Source organism: Thermococcus fumicolans (genome assembly GCF_055386755.1).
In genome coordinates, this window is sequence record NZ_AP042424.1 from 608,548 (window position 1) to 623,974 (window position 15,427).

Consider the following 15,427-nt stretch of genomic DNA (forward strand, 5'->3'; position numbering starts at 1 on the left):
GTGGACGGGGGTTCATTAGGTGAGGTCGCCGCATGTACAGTAGTGCTCATACGACAGGGTGTCCAGCTCATCGAGGCCCTGGCCGGTGACAGCTGACGCGTAGACGACCCTGACCGGCGGCGAGACCTCTGGAAGGAGGGAGCACATCCTGTACGCGAGAAGCCCCTGCATCGTCGGGTCAAACTTCAGCCTCGCCGTGAGGTACTCCAGGTCCTCCAGGTACTTCCTGTGCCTCTCCAGCTCGTCCTCCCCCAGGGTGTCGATCTTGTTTAGAACCGGTATCGTGGTGGCCCCGAGCCTCAGGTCTATCATCACCGTGAAGAACCTGACGAAGCAGTAGTCGTGGGGTCTCTTAAGTATCTCCGGGCTGAAGAGGTACGCTACTAGGGGTTCTTTCAGGTGCTCCATTATCCTGACGCCGAAGTCGTGGAAGAGGAAGCTCTCCATCTGGCCGGGGGTGTCGATTATGGTGTAGTCGTGGTTGCCGTCGAGGTGGATTATGTCCTCTGCTATTCCATCGACGTGCTCCAGGAGGCGGTCGTAGCTCTCAACTATGGCCCCGTTGGGCCCGTAGCCCTCCTCCATTATCCCCTCCACGGTGGTGATATCTCTGACGTCGAGGTCCGGCTGGTAGGGCAGCTTCCTGACCCCAGTGTCCAGGTTCACGTAGGCAACGCTGTAGTCCCTCTCCTCTAGGTACCTTCCGAAGGCCCCGGCGAGCGTGGTCTTGCCGCTTCCCGCTGTACCCAGGAAGGCCAGTATCATGGCCACTCCCTCAGTACATGACCCTCGCCTTCAGCCCGGCTATCCTTATGACCTCCTGGGCGAGCTTCATGAAAGCTTGGGCCCCCTCTGACTCAGGGGCGTATTCGACGACGGGCACACCTTCCAGCGTCGCCTCCCTGACCTTCGGATCCTCCGGGACTACAGTGAGGAGCGGAACCTCCATGACCTCCTCGGAGACGTCCGGCGGTATGTCGTTTTCGCTTCGCCCGTACCTGTTGAGGACAAAGCCGAGAACGGCCAGTCCGGCCTTTTTTAGTACTATCCCTACCTTCATTGTGTCGGTGATGCACGATATCTCAGGGTTCGTTATAAGGATGACCTCCTCGCCGCTCAGCATGGCGTTCATGGCGTCCATCTGAAGGCCCGCGGGGCAGTCGATTAGAACGAAATCGTACTGGTCCTTGAAGACCTTTATTGTAGCAGGGAGCTTTCTCGGGTCGGCCTTCTTAACGTGCTCCCAGTCTATAGCTGCCGGAACCAGATCAACGTTCTCAAAGCTGGTTTGATAGACCGCCTGATTGACGTCGGCCTCTCCAGCCAAGACGTCGTGGATAGTGGTTTCAGCGTCGTCGATACCCATGACCAGACTCAGGTTCGCCATGGTTAGGTCCGCGTCAACCGCCAGAACCCTCTTTCCGAGCTTCCCGAGGGCTATCGACAGGTTTGCCGTCGTCGTCGTTTTTCCCGTTCCCCCCTTCCCCGAGGCTATTGAAATCAGATGCCCCATAGTTCCACCCGTAGGGATTTTCCTTCAACCTTTATGAAGCTTTAGGAAATGCTAAACCTTATGAACCGTTCGAAGAAGTTGGGGTGGGTGAGAGAGATGAGAGTGTTCGTTCCCGATACGAGCGTGATAGTTGATGGAAGACTGACCCAGTTCCTCTCAACGCTCAACGAGAAGGTCAAGGTGGTCATTCCCGAGGCTGTGGTAGCGGAGATAGAGCACCAGGCCAACGAGGGGAAGGCCATAGGCCACGTGGGCCTTGAGGAACTCAAAAAGCTCCGCGACATGGCGGATAAAGGTAAGATACTCCTCGAGTTCCACGGTGAGAGGCCGGATCTGTGGCAGATCAGAAGGGCCAAGGCCGGCGAGATAGACCATATGGTCCGCGAGATAGCGAGGGAGCTTGGAGCTACCCTCATAACGGGCGACCAGGTCCAGAGGGACATAGCGATAGCGAAGGGGATAGAGGTAATCTACCTCACCGCCAAGAAGGAGCTTCGCCATCGCCTCGAGGACTTCTTCGACGAGACCACGATGAGCGTCCACCTGAAGGGTGGCTTAAGGCCCTTCGCCAAGAAGGGGAAGCCGGGAGACTGGAAGTTCGTTCCCGTCAGGGACGAGGTTCTGACTGATGAAGAACTCCACGAGATAGCCGACGACATCGTCGAGCGCGCCAGGCGCGACCCCGAGAGCTTCATCGAGATGGACGAGCCCGGGGCGACGGTCGTCCAGCTCAGGAACTATCGTATCGTCATAGCAAAGCCTCCCTTCGCGGACAGGATAGAGATTACCGCGGTGAGGCCGGTCAAGAAGCTCAGCATAGAGGACTACGAGCTGAGCGAAAAGCTGCTCGAAAGGCTAAGGGACAGGGCGGAGGGCATTTTGATCGCTGGCGCTCCTGGCGAGGGCAAGACGACCTTCGCGCAGGCTTTGGCCGAGTGGTACGCTTCGATGGGCAAAGTCGTCAAGACCATGGAGAAGCCCCGCGACCTGCAGGTTAGCGAGGAGATAACGCAGTACACCGCTCTAAACGGTAGAATGGAACTTACCGGTGACATCCTCCTCCTCGTGAGGCCGGACTACACGATATTCGACGAGATGAGGAAGACGAGCGACTTCAAGATCTACGCCGATTTGAGGCTGGCCGGAGTCGGGATGGTCGGAGTGGTTCACGCGACCAAGCCGATAGACGCGGTCCAGAGGTTCATCGGCAGGGTCGAGCTCGGAATGATACCGCAGATAGTCGACACCGTCATCTTCATCAAGGCAGGAAACGTTGCTAAGGTTCTTACCCTCGAGTACCTTGTCAAGGTACCGAGCGGTATGAAGGAGGAGGACCTGGCGAGGCCGGTAATTGAGGTGAGGAACTTCGAGACAGGTGAACTTGAGTACGAGATTTACACCTACGGCGAGGAGATAAGCGTTGTCCCGGTCAAGAAGGAGGAGAAGGCCCCAGCTCTGAAGCTCGCCGAGAAGAGGCTCAAGCAGGAGATAAAGAAGTTCCTACCCGATGTCTACGCGGAAGTCGAGATAGTCAGCCCGCACAAGGCGGTTATTTATGCCGACGAGTTCGACATCCCGGCGATAATCGGCAAGAAGGGCAAGCGCATCACCGAGCTTGAGAAGAGGATAGGCATAAGCATCGACGTCAAGAGCTTCGCCGAGAGGGAAGCTGAAAAGCCGAAGGAGAAGATCCCTGTGGAGGTCGAGGAGAAGAAGAAAACGATAGTCCTCAGAGTTTCGCCCGACTATGCCAAAAGGCCCCTCAAGTTCTATGGGGGGGAACAGTACGTCTTTACCGCCACGCCGAGCAAGAAGGGCCTCGTCAAGGTCAGCAAGAGCACGCCGATAGGGAAGGAGCTCAGGAGGCTCATAGAGGCTGGCATACCTATATGGGCAACGACTTGAGTTTGGGTTGCCCTTTCCCTTGAATCTTTTGTATAAAGTTGGAATCACCGGGGCTTTGGGCTAAAGGACAACTTTTTAACCCTCCCGTCTATTCTTCCCCGGTGGTGGGAATGGGGTACGAGGTCGTCATCATGCCCGAGACCTTCCACAAGTTTGACAAGCACAACATCGAGCACATCTGCGTCCCGATCGTCATCGAGGAGGAGAGCTACGACATAGCCGTGGGGATCTTGGAGGGGATCGACAGGGTTCTGAAGGCGCGGTTTGATGTTTCAGTCGAGACGCCAGAAGGAGACGACTGCGACACCGTTTACAGGAAGTACACGGTCGAAAAAGATGGGAAGAAGGCCACCGTCCATGTAAAGCTCAGAAGGGCCGGAAGCGACTGCCCGGGCATTAGCGGGAACCGCATCAGAGTCTTCGAGTTCGAGAGGGACGTTGAGGAAGTCGTCAGAGAAATAGAGGGGTGCCTCTCCTGATGCCCCTCATCCTAGCCTCGGCCAGCCCAAGGAGGAGGGAGATCCTCTCCCGCTTCATTCCCGAGTTCGAGGTCGTGCCTAGCAGGGCGAGCGAGGAGTGTTCGCTGGGCGAGCCGGTAGAATACGCCCTTGAGCTGGCGCGGAGGAAGGCCCTGGAGGTTTACTCCCGCGTTTCTCCCGATTCCACTGTCATAGGTGCTGATACCGTGGTCAGCGTGGACGGCAGAATTCTGGGCAAACCTGAGGGCGAGGGGGAGGCCTTCAGGATGCTCAAGCTACTGAGCGGAAGGGTGCACAGGGTCACGACAGGCTACTGCATAGTTCATCGAGGAGAGGAGCACTGCGGGAGGGCCGTTACCGAGGTAAAGTTCCGCGAGCTAGACGACGCGCTGATAAGGGCCTACATAGCCACGGGGGAGCCTATGGACAAGGCCGGCGCCTACGGCATACAGGGGAAGGCCGGTCTCTTCGTTGAGTGGATAAGGGGCGACTACTACAACGTCGTGGGCTTTCCGCTGGAGATAATCTGGAAGCTCAGGGAGCTGGGCTTTGAGGTTTTATCACGCTGACTCCCTTGTTTCTTAGGTCTTGAGCTTTTTAGGGCTTCCTCCTTTGGTTTTGCCCGCTTCCTCACGTTTGGAAGTCTTCAGTTACAGTTTGTTACTATTTGGCGAAACGTTACAGATTGCCCACAAACTTGTAACGAAATTTTTTCGGGTGATAAAACGGAGAACGGAAATAGCCCCAATACCGCTGTCCCCCTCTTAAACATGTTCGTTTTGAAAGTGCCGTCTTTTGAGACTAATTTCCACTCTCTAAGCCTTTCTTATTCGTCTGGAAGTCTCGTGAACAGAAACATCCACCTCAAAAAGCCCCGCTTAATCAGAGTCTCCGTGGTATCCAGCCCATCTGCGGCCTTTAAATAAAGCCTTCCTGGGGCCTTTTGAGGGCCCCTCCGAAGAAAAGCTTATAAGTTTCCAGGATTCTTAACCCTTTAAAGGGCAAAAGAAGGGAAAAGCCGCCCTGTTGCAATAAGACTCTTGGAGAATTGAAAGCTTAACTATCGCAACAAACTTTCCATCCTTCAATATGTTGCAATAAGACTCTTGGAGAATTGAAAGTCGAGCCGTAGTGATTGTATCTGTACACTCTGTACGGTTGCAATAAGACTCTTGGAGAATTGAAAGGTTGGTGGAGCAGTTTTGTAGTTAACGTAAATGTTCGTGTTGCAATAAGACTCTTGGAGAATTGAAAGAGGGTTATCAACTGCCTTTCGCTCTTCCTCATCCTTCAGTTGCAATAAGACTCTTGGAGAATTGAAAGAATTTAACCCTAGGCACCCCGTCCGCACCAACTTCTAGTTGCAATAAGACTCTTGGAGAATTGAAAGAGCGGGACGGATAACGTAAAGCTGAGTTGGTACGCAGGTTGCAATAAGACTCTTGGAGAATTGAAACCGGCACACTCGTGATCAAAGCCATTGCAGTAAGACTCAACATCAAAGAAACTCCCCGAAAAGCAGATCCTCCTTCTTTCCACCAGCTTTTATGAACACCTTCTCGCTCCAGCCCACGTTTCCCACTCCCCGCGGACTGTGGGCGTCGCTCGCGAAGGTGAGCTTTATCCCCCTTCGTATGCACTCCCTGATAAACTCGACGTCCGGGACTCTGTAGCGGGAGCTTATCTCAAAGGCCTTACCGTTTGTCTCCGCAAGCTCTAGGATCTCTTCAAGCTCCTCCGCTCCAGGAAAGCCGATGTATGGAAAGTTGGCCCCGAAGTGGCCAATTACGTCAACGTTCTCATCCATCAGGGCGGCCTTCACGAGCGTCAGGTATTCCTCGGGCGTTTCGAGCCACTCGTGGACGCTGGCTATAACGAATTCCAGCTTCCTCGCCATCCATTCTGGGACGTCAACGCCTTCCGCCGTTATGTTCCCCTCTATTCCAACCAAAACCTTAACCTCGGAATCCTCGGCCCACCTCTTCACCTCGCGGACGTAGCGGTTCAGAGTCTTAGGCCCGAGGTAGTGGCTGTGGTCGGTTATCGCGAGTAGCTTCAGCCCCTTCTCTTCGGCGGCCGCTATGTTGTCTGCTATCGCGCCGTCTCCGTCGGAGTAGACCGTGTGGGTGTGGGTGTCGTGCGGAAACCTCAGCATGCCCAAAGATACGCCCGGCGGTTAAAAAGGCTTCTGGACAAAATATCCAACGTAAAGCTCCCCCTTGAACTTTGACAAAGCTTTAAATACGTCCACGCCTAAAATAGGGCGGTGGTGAAGATGGTCGAACGCTCAAAGGTTCGCGTTGTCATAGCGAAGCCCGGCCTGGACGGTCACGACAGGGGCGCGAAGGTCGTCGCCAGGGCCTTGAAGGAGGCCGGCTACGAGGTTATTTACACCGGGATAAGGCAGACGCCAGAGCAGATAGTCGAGACGGTGATCCAGGAGGACGCGCCGGTTCTGGGGATAAGCATACTCTCCGGCGCGCACATGGTCCTCATCCCGAAGATACTCAGGCTCCTCGAGGAGAGGGGTTTGAAGCTCAACGAGGACATCGTGGTCTTCGCCGGAGGGATAATCCCACCCGACGACGCCGAGGAACTCAAGAAGATGGGCGTTGCAGAGGTTTTCGGACCTGGAACCTCACTCCAGAAGACCATCGAGTTCGTTGACAGGGCCGTGGAGAACCTCAAGAGGTTCAAGGGGGCTTAAGTTTATATCCCTCCCCTCATTATTCTCCCCGATGCCCTATGAGCCTTGAAGAACTGGTTGAAGCACTTCTCAGGGGCGACAAGAAGGCCGCCGCGAGGCTCATAACTCTCGCCGAGAACGACGAGGAGAAGGCCAGGGAGATAGCGAGGCTCGTTCACCCCCACACGGGAAAAGCCTACGTCGTCGGCATAACCGGCCCGCCCGGGGCCGGAAAGTCAACTCTCCTTGACAAGCTCATAAAGCTCGCGAGGGAAGAGGGCCACGTCGTTGGGGTCATAGCCATCGACCCGACCTCACCCTTCACCGGCGGTGCCCTTCTCGGCGACAGGCTGAGGATGCAGAGGCACTCCACCGATCCCGGCGTCTTCATAAGGAGCATGGCCACTCGCGGTTCCCTCGGAGGCCTAGCTAAAGCTACCAACGACGCGGTGAGGATTCTCGACGCCTACGGCTGCGACGTCATATTCGTCGAGACTGTCGGGGTAGGCCAGACGGAGGTCGACATCGTGAAGACCGCCGACACGGTGGTTCTCGTCAACGTTCCAGGGCTTGGAGACGAGGTCCAGGCCTTAAAGGCCGGTCTAATGGAGATCGCCGACATCTTCGCCATCAACAAGGCCGACAGGGAAGGCACGGAGATGCTCTACCTCGAGCTGAAGATGGCCATCGAGTTCGAGAGGGACAAGTGGAGGGAGCTCGGCTGGGAGCCGCCGATAGTCGAGACTGTCGCCTTCACGCTCAAAGGAGTCAGGCCGCTCTGGGAGGCCATAAAGGAGCACCGCGAGTTCCTCGAGAGGAGCGGGAAGCTGGCCGAGAGGCGGAAGGAGCGCGCCAGGGAGGAGATAAAGGCCATAGTGGCCGGCGATGTTGCCAGGAAGGTCGAGGAGAAGCTGAGGGGGAAGGACGCCGAGGAGCTTATAAATGCCGTCGTCGAGAGAAGGCTCGACCCCTACTCGGCCGCCGAAAGGGTTATGGGCGAAACGCTCAAAGTTTAGGTGGTGGTTGCGATGTTCAGGAAGATAGACCACGTTGGTATCGCCGTTAAGAACCTCGACGAGGCGATAAAGGTCTGGGAGGGCCTCGGCCTCAAGGTCGAGGAGATAGAGGAAGTTCCGGACCAGAAGGTCAGGACCGCGATAATCCACGTTGGGGAGAGCAGGATAGAACTCCTCGAGCCGACCTCGGAGGACTCTCCGATAGCGAAGTTCATAGCCAAGCGCGGCGAGGGCATACACCACATAGCACTCGGTGTGGATGATATAGAGGCCCACCTGGAGGAACTCAAGGAGAAGGGCTACCGCCTCATCGACGAGAAGCCGCGCATCGGTGCCGGCGGGGCGAAGATAGCCTTCGTCCACCCCAAGGCGGTAACCGGCGTTCTCCTCGAGCTATGCCAGAGGGACTGATCCGGTTCCCTTTTATGTTCTTTATCTGAGCGTTTCGGCTTTTGTTGGTTGGCCTTTGAAACGGTTCTGGGTTGAGATGTGAATTATGTCCATGTCGTGCCTTCATCTGTTACTTTAATTGCACAAACGTGCTCTTTTTGTTATTCATTGGGACATAATTTTCGAAAAGTTTATATAGTGTGGATGCGCCCAATCTCTGAAAAAGTGGGCATTGGTGTTACATCATGGTCCGTCTGTTCGGAAAGTTGGAGGGTGATGACCCTTCGAGGGCTTCGATGAAGGAGGGATCCCTCCTAGAACCCTCCCGCCTCAGGCCGTTCCTTGCGTCCCACCTTTCTAGGGGCAGCCCGGTTTTTCTGATAACCCGCGACTACTTTGGCATCACCCGCGAGTTCCCGCCCGGGAGGTTTCCCCTCAACGTCCTCTGGCTTACGACCGTTGAACACCCCAACGCCGTCAACCCGCGGGACCTTCATAAAATCGAGTTTGCTGTAATCAGGGACACTTCAATCAGAAGGTCCAAGGTGGTTCTCGACGGGTTCGAGTACCTGATGCTAGAAAACGGCCTCGTGCCGGCCCTGAGGTTCGTCTCCAAGGTGAGGGACATAGCGGTGATGAACGGAACTCAGTTCTACGTCGTTTTGAGCGATGCCCTCACGGAGAGGGAAAAGACACTCCTCAAGCGCACAATGGGGGTTCTAGTTTGATGTTTCCGTGAAGTTGGAAGAGAAGGGCCGGAAGGAAGGCTTCTGTGGTGCGGTGGCCGGGATTTGAACCCGGGTTACCGGCTTGGGAGGCCGGTGTCCTAGACCAGGCTAGACTACCACCGCGCGGATTTTAGTATTGGGGGGACATTTAAAAAGTTTACCCTCGCGTTCCCGTGGAAGGTGATGAACAATAATGTCCTTCAAGGGATCCTATCGGACAAAACTAGCTTCTTAAACTTTTCGTAAGCCCTATAAACCTCCCACCGCAGTTTATCCACGAAAAGCTTATATAGGTGAACCCAAACCGGGGGGTAGTGGCAATCATTCTGAAAAACTGTAAGGGGGCATTTCTCGGTGGCGGCGAAGAAGGAGTTTAACGTGTTTATGCACGAGCTGGTTCCGGAGCACAGGATCCTCAGCGAGGAGGAGAAGGAGGAGCTCCTCAGAAGGCACCGCATAAAGCTGTCTCAGCTTCCCCAGATCAAGGCTTCTGACCCTGCCGTTGTCCAGCTCGAGGCAAAGCCGGGCGACGTTATCGAGATAAAGAGGAAGAGCCCGACGGCTGGGGTTTACTACTACTACCGGCTCGTTGTGGAGGACTGATTTTGAGGTGAGAGCATGAGCGCGAGAGGACCCACCGTTGTTGATGTTACTCCCGACGACCTCTGGCTGGTTATGGAATCATACTGGAAGGAGAAAGGACTTGTAAGGCAGCACCTCGATTCGTACAACGCCTTCATCGATCACGGCCTTCAGGAGGTCATAGACGAGTTCGGCGGCGTTAAGCCGGACATCCCAAACTTCGAGGTCAAGTTCGGCAAGATCCGCCTCGGAGAGCCCGTATTTCAGGAGGCTCAGGGGCAGAGGAAGCCCCTCTACCCGATGGACGCTCGTATAAGGAACCTCACCTACTCGGCCCCGCTGTTCCTCGAGCTGATCCCCGTGATAAACGGCATCGAGCAGGAGCCCGTGGAAGTTAGGATCGGTGAACTCCCGCTGATGCTGAAATCAAAGGCATGCCGCCTCTACGGCCTCAGCGACGAGGAGCTCATAGAGCTCGGCGAGGACCCGAAGGATCCGGGAGGATACTTCATAATCAACGGCTCAGAGAGGGTTATAGTTTCAATTGAGGACCTCGCCCCCAACAAGACCCTCGTGGAGAGAGACGAGAGGCAGAACAAGGTCGTCGCCAAGGTCTTCTCCTACAGGCACGGCTACAGGGCCCTCATAACCGTAGAGAGGAAGAAGGACGGTATTCTCTACGTCAACATCCCGAACGTTCCAAAGCCGGTTAAGTTCGTCTACGTCATGCGCGCCCTTGGTCTCCTCAGCGACAAGGAGATAGTTGAAGCGGTAAGTGACGACCCGAGGATACAGCAGGTCCTCTTCGACAACCTCGACGACGCTGGCGACATAAGGACTCAGGAGGAGGCCCTCGACTACATAGGAAAGCTCTCCCTCCCTGGCCAGCCCAAGGAGTACAGGCTCAGAAGGGCCGAGCACATCATCGACAACAACCTTCTCCCGCATATGGGGGTCGAGCCGGAGAACAGACGTGCTAAGGCTTACTACCTCGGCATGATGGCCCTCAAGGTTCTCGAGCTCTCCCTCGGCTTCCGCGATGAGGACGATAAGGATCACTACGCCAACAAGAGGCTCAAGCTCGCTGGAGACCTTCTCAAAGACCTCTTCCGCGTTGCCTTCGGCCAGCTCGTCAAGGACATGCAGTACCAGATGACCAAGACCTACCAGAGGAAGGGCGAGCGCTACACCTTCGAGAACATCCAGCGCTTCGTGAGGAACTCCGTGAGGCCGGATGTCCTGAGCGAGAGGATAGAGCACGCCCTCGCCACAGGTTCCTGGCCTGGGGGAAGGACGGGCGTCAGCCAGCTCCTCGACAGGACCAACTACATGTCAACCCTCTCCCACCTCAGGCGCGTCACTTCTCCGCTCAGCAGGGACCAGCCCCACTTCGAGGCCCGTGACCTTCACGGAACCCACTGGGGCAGGATCTGTCCTACCGAGACCCCCGAAGGTCCGAACTGTGGTCTCGTCAAGAACCTAGCTTTGATGGCCCAGATAACCACCGGCATCCCAGAGGAGGAGGCCAGGAACTACCTTATGGAGCTTGGAGTGATCCCGGTTGAGGAGAGGAGGCCTTCTCCGGGCCTCTACCGCGTCTACCTCAACGGCGTCCTCATAGGCACGATAGATGACGGCAGGGCCCTTGTGGAAAGGATCAGGGCCGACAGGAGGAGTGGAAAGATAAGCGACGTTGTGAACGTTGCCATCTACGAGGAGGAGGACGTCAAGGAGGTCTACGTCAACAGCGACGACGGAAGGGTCAGGAGGCCGCTAATCATAGTCGAGAACGGAAGGCCGAAGCTCACCAAGGAGCACGTCGAGGGGATAAAGAACGGGACGCTGACCTGGAGCGACCTCATAAGGCGCGGGGTCATAGAGTACCTTGACGCCGAGGAAGAGGAGAACGCCTACGTTGCCACCTGGCCGTGGGAAGTTACGGAAGAGCACACCCACCTCGAGCTCATGCCCGCTGCCATACTTGGTATTCCGGCTTCCCTCGTCCCCTACCCGGAGCACAACGCTGCCCCGCGTAACACCTACGGTGCCGGTATGGCCAAGCAGAGCCTTGGTTTAGGAGCTGCTAACTTCAGGATTCGCGTTGACACCCGCGGGCACCTGCTCCACTATCCCCAGGTTCCGCTCGTCAACTCCCGCATAATGAAAGCGGTGGGCTTTGAGGAGAGGCCTGCCGGCCAGAACTTCGTGGTCGCGGTTCTGAGCTACTCGGGCTACAACATGGAGGATGCAATCATAATGAACAAGGCCTCGATAGAGCGCGGCCTCGGGAGGAGCACCTTCTTCAGGACCTACGAGGCCGAGGAGAAGCGCTACCTCGGTGGCCAGATGGACCGCTTCGAGAAGCCCGATCCGACCATCAAGGGCTACCTTGGCGACAAGTACTACCGCAACCTCGACGAGGACGGTATAATCTTCCCGGAGTCCAAGGTCGAAGGAAAGGACGTCCTCGTTGGAAGGACCTCGCCGCCGAGGTTCCTTGAGGAGCAGAGCGGCCTCGGTGGGATAGCCCTCCAGGAGAGGAGGGAAACCAGCATAGCGGTCAGGCCGAGCGAGAGGGGCATCGTTGACAAGGTCATCATCACCGAGACCGGCGACGGAACGAAGCTCGTCAAAGTAACCGTGAGAGACCTCCGCATTCCAGAACTTGGAGACAAGTTCGCTTCAAGGCACGGTCAGAAGGGTGTCATCGGTCTCATCGTTCCTCAGGAGGACATGCCCTGGACCGAGAGCGGTATCGTTCCAGACCTCATCGTTAACCCGCACGGTATCCCGAGCCGTATGACCGTTGGACAGCTAATCGAGGCAATAGGCGGAAAGGTCGCCTCGCTCAAGGGCAGGCGCGTTGACGGTACTGCCTTCATCGGCGAGCCAGAGGAGAGGCTGAGGAAGGAACTTGAGGAGCTTGGCTTCAAGCACAGCGGAAGGGAAATCATGTACGACGGCATAACCGGAAGGCGCCTTGAGGCCGACATATTCATAGGCGTCATCTACTACCAGAGGCTCCACCATATGGTTGCCGACAAGATGCACGCGCGCTCGAGAGGTCCGGTCCAGGTGCTCACCAAGCAGCCGACCGAGGGTAGGGCCAGAGAGGGTGGTCTCAGGTTCGGTGAGATGGAGCGTGACGTCCTCATCGGCCACGGTGCGGCAATGCTCCTCATCGAGCGTCTCCTGGAGGAGAGCGACAAAACAGAGGTATGGGTCTGCGAGAGCTGTGGGCACTTGGCTTTGGAAGACAAGCGCCGCGGAAAGGTCTACTGCCCAGTCTGCGGTGAGGAAGAGAGGATAAGCAAGGTGGAGATGAGCTACGCGTTTAAGCTCCTGCTGGACGAGCTCAAGGCGATGGTAATAAGGCCCTCCCTCAAGCTCAAGGATAGGGTGTGATGGCCATGCAGTCGATGAAGAAGGTTATCGGTAGTATCGAGTTCGGCATCCTCTCACCGCAGGAGATCAGGAAGATGAGTGCGGCCGAGATAACGGTTCCCGACACCTACGACGATGACGGTTACCCCATCGAGGGCGGCCTCATGGACAAGAGGCTTGGCGTGATCGACCCCGGACTGAGGTGCGAGACCTGCGGTGCAAGGGCCGGTGAATGTCCTGGCCACTTCGGACACATTGAGCTCGCCAGGCCCGTTGTTCATGTGGGCTTCGCCAAGACCATCCAGAGGGTTTTGGAGAGCACCTGCCGCGAGTGCGGGAGGATAAAGCTCACGGATGAGGAGATAGAGGAGTACATGAAGAAGTTCGAGGTCGTCGGCGACAGGAAGAAGGCCAAGGACAGGCTAATCAAGGAGATCCACAAGAAGGCCAAGGAGAGGATGGTCTGCCCACACTGCGGTGCCCCGCAGTTCCCGCTCAAGTTCGAGAGGCCCACCATCTACTACGAGCTCAGGAAGGATGAGGAGGGCAACGAGTACAAGCACAGGATGATGCCGAGCGAGATAAGGGACAGGCTTGAGAGGATCCCGGACAAAGATCTCCCGCTGCTCGGGCTCCATCCCGATAAGTCCCGTCCGGAGTGGATGATCCTCACCGTCCTCCCGGTTCCCCCCGTCACCATGAGGCCCTCCATTACCCTCGAGAGCGGTATAAGGGCTGAGGACGACCTCACCCACAAGCTCGTCGACATCATAAGGATAAACAACAGGCTCAAGTCCAACATAGAGGCTGGGGCTCCTCAACTCATCATCGAGGACCTCTGGGATCTCCTCCAGTACCACGTTACCACATACATCAACAACGAAACATCTGGAATTCCTCCGGCCAAGCACAAGAGCGGAAGGCCTCTCAAGACCCTAGCCCAGCGTCTGAAGGGTAAGGAGGGCCGCTTCAGAGGGAACCTCAGCGGTAAGCGTGTCAACTTCTCGGCCCGTACCGTAATCAGCCCAGACCCGATGATAAGCATCAACGAGGTCGGGGTTCCTCTCGCGGTCGCCATGGAGCTCACGGTTCCTGAGAAGGTCACCGAGTTCAACTTCGAGAAGCTCAGGCAGAGGGTTCTCAACGGGCCCGAGAAGTATCCCGGTGCCAACTACGTCATCGACCCCGAGGGCAGAAGGATAAGGCTCATGGAGAGCAACCTCGAGATGATCGCGGAGAAGCTCGACATAGGATGGACCGTTGAGAGGCACCTCGAGGACGGCGACATAGTACTCTTCAACAGGCAGCCTTCCCTGCACAGGATGAGCATCATGGCCCACCGCGTCCGCGTCATGCCCTACAGGACCTTCCGCCTCAACCTCCCGGTCTGCCCGCCCTACAACGCGGACTTCGACGGTGACGAGATGAACCTGCACGTTCCCCAGACCGAGGAGGCGCAGGCGGAGGCAAAGGTTCTCATGGAGGTTCAGAACCACATAATCTCGCCCCGTTACGGCGGCCCGCTTATAGCTGGAATCCAGGACCACATCTCCGGCGGCTACCTCCTCACGCGCGAGGGTGCATACTTCACCCGCCTCGAGGTCGAGCAGATGCTCACCTTCGCCGGTGTTGACGTAGACGAGCTGCCAGAGCCTGACAAGTTCGAGAACGGCCAGCCCCTCTGGAGCGGCAAGACTGTGTTTTCACTCCTCCTTCCCGATGACCTGACGATATGGTACCGCAACAAGCTCTGCGACGAGCCAGAGCGCTGCGAGGCCTTGGAGAAGCTCATTGAGGAGAAGCTCATCCCTGATCCCGAGGAGGTCAGGAAGTTAGCCTACGACGGCTTCGTCTACATCCAGAACGGGAAGCTCCTCAGCGGTGCCATAGACAAGAAGGCCTACGGTAGAGAGGACGGGAAGCTCCTCGACATAATCGTGAGGGAGTACGGCGTCGAGAGGGCCAGACAGTTCCTCGACCAGGTGACCAAGCTGGCGATATGGGTCATAACCCACAAGGGCTTCACGACGGCAATAGACGACGAGGACCTTCCAAGCGAGGCCCTCGACAGGATACACGAGATAATCCGCGAGGCCGAGGAGAGGGTCAACAGGCTCATAGAGGCATACAAGAACGGCGAGCTTGAGCCTCTGCCAGGCAAAACCCTAGAGGAGACCCTTGAGAGCAAGATCATGGCGGTTTTGGCTGAGGCCCGTGACAACGCCGGTAAGGTCGCCGAGCGCTACCTCGGTATGGGCAACCACGCGGTCATCATGGCCAAGACCGGGGCGAGGGGTAAGATCCTCAACATCACCCAGATGGCCGCTATGCTCGGCCAGCAGTCCATCCGTGGAAAGCGTCTCTACCGCGGCTACCGCGGAAGGGTTTTAACCCACTTCAAGCCCGGTGATTTGGGAGCCAGGGCCAGGGGATTCGTCATCAACTCCTACAAGAGCGGGCTTACGCCGCAGGAGTACTTCTTCCACGCAATGGGTGGAAGGGAAGGTCTCGTCGACACCGCGGTCAGGACGGCACAGAGCGGTTACATGCAGAGGAGATTGATAAACGCCCTCCAGGACCTCAAGGTAGACTATGACGGAACCGTGAGGGATCCAACCGGAATCATCGTCCAGTTCAAGTACGGTGAGGACGGGATAGATCCGATGAAGAGCTGGCAGGGCAAGACGGTTGACGTTGATAGGGCCATCGTTAGGACCCTCATCAAGATGAGGGGAGGTGAGTGA

General features: G+C 56.7%; 13 protein-coding genes, 1 tRNA gene and 1 CRISPR repeat array. Of the genes, 10 read left to right on the forward strand and 4 right to left on the reverse strand.

All coding sequences use genetic code 11. From position 1 onward, the window contains the following. Positions 1-15: 15 nt before the first annotated feature. Entirely contained in the window at positions 16-765 is a 750-nt protein-coding gene (locus ACZ5AM_RS03425) for an ATP/GTP-binding protein (RefSeq protein ID WP_464915495.1), read from the reverse strand. Positions 766-775: 10 nt separating this feature from the next. Further along, positions 776-1,513, reverse strand: a complete 738-nt coding sequence (gene minD / locus ACZ5AM_RS03430; protein WP_464915496.1) for a cell division ATPase MinD — start codon at positions 1,511-1,513, stop codon at positions 776-778. A gap of 96 nt (positions 1,514-1,609) precedes the next feature. Here minD and ACZ5AM_RS03435 point away from each other — a divergent pair, with 96 nt between their 5' ends. The 3 genes from ACZ5AM_RS03435 (at position 1,610) to ACZ5AM_RS03445 (ending at position 4,466) form a co-directional block, all read left to right on the forward strand. Next, positions 1,610-3,418 (forward strand): PINc/VapC family ATPase, encoded by a 1,809-nt coding sequence (locus ACZ5AM_RS03435; protein ID WP_464915942.1) that lies wholly within the window; start codon positions 1,610-1,612, stop codon positions 3,416-3,418. A 110-nt stretch (positions 3,419-3,528) separates the two neighbouring features. Continuing rightward, positions 3,529-3,897 carry a hypothetical protein gene (locus ACZ5AM_RS03440; protein WP_464915943.1) on the forward strand — a complete coding sequence of 123 codons (369 nt, stop codon included), beginning with the start codon at positions 3,529-3,531 and terminating at the stop codon, positions 3,895-3,897. Beyond that, entirely contained in the window at positions 3,897-4,466 is a 570-nt protein-coding gene (locus tag ACZ5AM_RS03445; protein WP_464915497.1) for a Maf-like protein, read from the forward strand. Before ACZ5AM_RS03440 ends, ACZ5AM_RS03445 begins: the two co-directional genes overlap by 1 nt. 456 nt (positions 4,467-4,922) lie before the next feature. Beyond that, positions 4,923-5,354: direct repeats of the CRISPR family, unit length 30 nt; unit sequence GTTGCAATAAGACTCTTGGAGAATTGAAAG. A gap of 41 nt (positions 5,355-5,395) precedes the next feature. Here the strand turns inward: ACZ5AM_RS03445 and ACZ5AM_RS03450 are convergent. Then, positions 5,396-6,052 (reverse strand): PHP domain-containing protein, encoded by a 657-nt coding sequence (locus tag ACZ5AM_RS03450; protein ID WP_464915498.1) that lies wholly within the window; start codon positions 6,050-6,052, stop codon positions 5,396-5,398. Positions 6,053-6,172: 120 nt separating this feature from the next. Here ACZ5AM_RS03450 and ACZ5AM_RS03455 point away from each other — a divergent pair, with 120 nt between their 5' ends. The 4 genes from ACZ5AM_RS03455 to ACZ5AM_RS03470 all read left to right on the forward strand — a co-directional run bounded on the left by ACZ5AM_RS03455 (position 6,173) and on the right by ACZ5AM_RS03470 (position 8,717). Then, a complete protein-coding gene (locus tag ACZ5AM_RS03455; protein ID WP_464915944.1) occupies positions 6,173-6,604 on the forward strand; it encodes a cobalamin B12-binding domain-containing protein in 432 nt (143 codons plus the stop codon). Positions 6,605-6,642: 38 nt separating this feature from the next. Next, positions 6,643-7,599 carry a methylmalonyl Co-A mutase-associated GTPase MeaB gene (meaB, locus tag ACZ5AM_RS03460; protein ID WP_464915499.1) on the forward strand — a complete coding sequence of 319 codons (957 nt, stop codon included), beginning with the start codon at positions 6,643-6,645 and terminating at the stop codon, positions 7,597-7,599. Between the two features lie 12 nt (positions 7,600-7,611). Next, positions 7,612-8,010 carry a methylmalonyl-CoA epimerase gene (mce, locus tag ACZ5AM_RS03465; protein ID WP_464915945.1) on the forward strand — a complete coding sequence of 133 codons (399 nt, stop codon included), beginning with the start codon at positions 7,612-7,614 and terminating at the stop codon, positions 8,008-8,010. A gap of 224 nt (positions 8,011-8,234) precedes the next feature. Further along, the gene (locus ACZ5AM_RS03470) at positions 8,235-8,717 is read left to right on the forward strand and encodes a DUF835 domain-containing protein (protein WP_464915500.1); all 483 of its coding nucleotides are present in this window, start codon (positions 8,235-8,237) and stop codon (positions 8,715-8,717) included. A gap of 45 nt (positions 8,718-8,762) precedes the next feature. Here ACZ5AM_RS03470 and ACZ5AM_RS03475 read toward each other — a convergent pair. Then, positions 8,763-8,840, reverse strand: a tRNA-Gly gene (locus tag ACZ5AM_RS03475). A 231-nt stretch (positions 8,841-9,071) separates the two neighbouring features. On the opposite strand from ACZ5AM_RS03475, the gene ACZ5AM_RS03480 reads away from it, so the two are divergent. The 3 genes from ACZ5AM_RS03480 to ACZ5AM_RS03490 are packed head-to-tail and all read left to right on the forward strand — an operon-like array spanning position 9,072 to position 15,427. Then, a complete protein-coding gene (locus tag ACZ5AM_RS03480) occupies positions 9,072-9,320 on the forward strand; it encodes a DNA-directed RNA polymerase subunit H (protein ID WP_464915501.1) in 249 nt (82 codons plus the stop codon). Positions 9,321-9,335: 15 nt separating this feature from the next. Further along, on the forward strand, positions 9,336-12,704 hold the full coding sequence (locus ACZ5AM_RS03485) for a DNA-directed RNA polymerase subunit B (RefSeq protein ID WP_464915502.1): 3,369 nt from the start codon (positions 9,336-9,338) through the stop codon (positions 12,702-12,704). A 5-nt stretch (positions 12,705-12,709) separates the two neighbouring features. Then, the gene (locus ACZ5AM_RS03490; protein ID WP_464915946.1) at positions 12,710-15,427 is read left to right on the forward strand and encodes a DNA-directed RNA polymerase subunit A'; all 2,718 of its coding nucleotides are present in this window, start codon (positions 12,710-12,712) and stop codon (positions 15,425-15,427) included.

Coding starts and splice junctions, on each gene's coding strand:
- ACZ5AM_RS03435 (WP_464915942.1), top strand. CDS start 1,610: ATGAGAGTGTTCGTTCCCGATACGAGCGTGATAGTTGATGGAAGACTG.
- ACZ5AM_RS03440 (WP_464915943.1), top strand. CDS start 3,529: ATGGGGTACGAGGTCGTCATCATGCCCGAGACCTTCCACAAGTTTGAC.
- ACZ5AM_RS03425 (WP_464915495.1), bottom strand. CDS start 765: ATGATACTGGCCTTCCTGGGTACAGCGGGAAGCGGCAAGACCACGCTC.
- meaB (WP_464915499.1), top strand. CDS start 6,643: ATGAGCCTTGAAGAACTGGTTGAAGCACTTCTCAGGGGCGACAAGAAG.
- ACZ5AM_RS03470 (WP_464915500.1), top strand. CDS start 8,235: ATGGTCCGTCTGTTCGGAAAGTTGGAGGGTGATGACCCTTCGAGGGCT.
- ACZ5AM_RS03450 (WP_464915498.1), bottom strand. CDS start 6,052: ATGCTGAGGTTTCCGCACGACACCCACACCCACACGGTCTACTCCGAC.
- ACZ5AM_RS03445 (WP_464915497.1), top strand. CDS start 3,897: ATGCCCCTCATCCTAGCCTCGGCCAGCCCAAGGAGGAGGGAGATCCTC.
- minD (WP_464915496.1), bottom strand. CDS start 1,513: ATGGGGCATCTGATTTCAATAGCCTCGGGGAAGGGGGGAACGGGAAAA.
- ACZ5AM_RS03455 (WP_464915944.1), top strand. CDS start 6,173: ATGGTCGAACGCTCAAAGGTTCGCGTTGTCATAGCGAAGCCCGGCCTG.
- ACZ5AM_RS03490 (WP_464915946.1), top strand. CDS start 12,710: ATGCAGTCGATGAAGAAGGTTATCGGTAGTATCGAGTTCGGCATCCTC.
- mce (WP_464915945.1), top strand. CDS start 7,612: ATGTTCAGGAAGATAGACCACGTTGGTATCGCCGTTAAGAACCTCGAC.
- ACZ5AM_RS03485 (WP_464915502.1), top strand. CDS start 9,336: ATGAGCGCGAGAGGACCCACCGTTGTTGATGTTACTCCCGACGACCTC.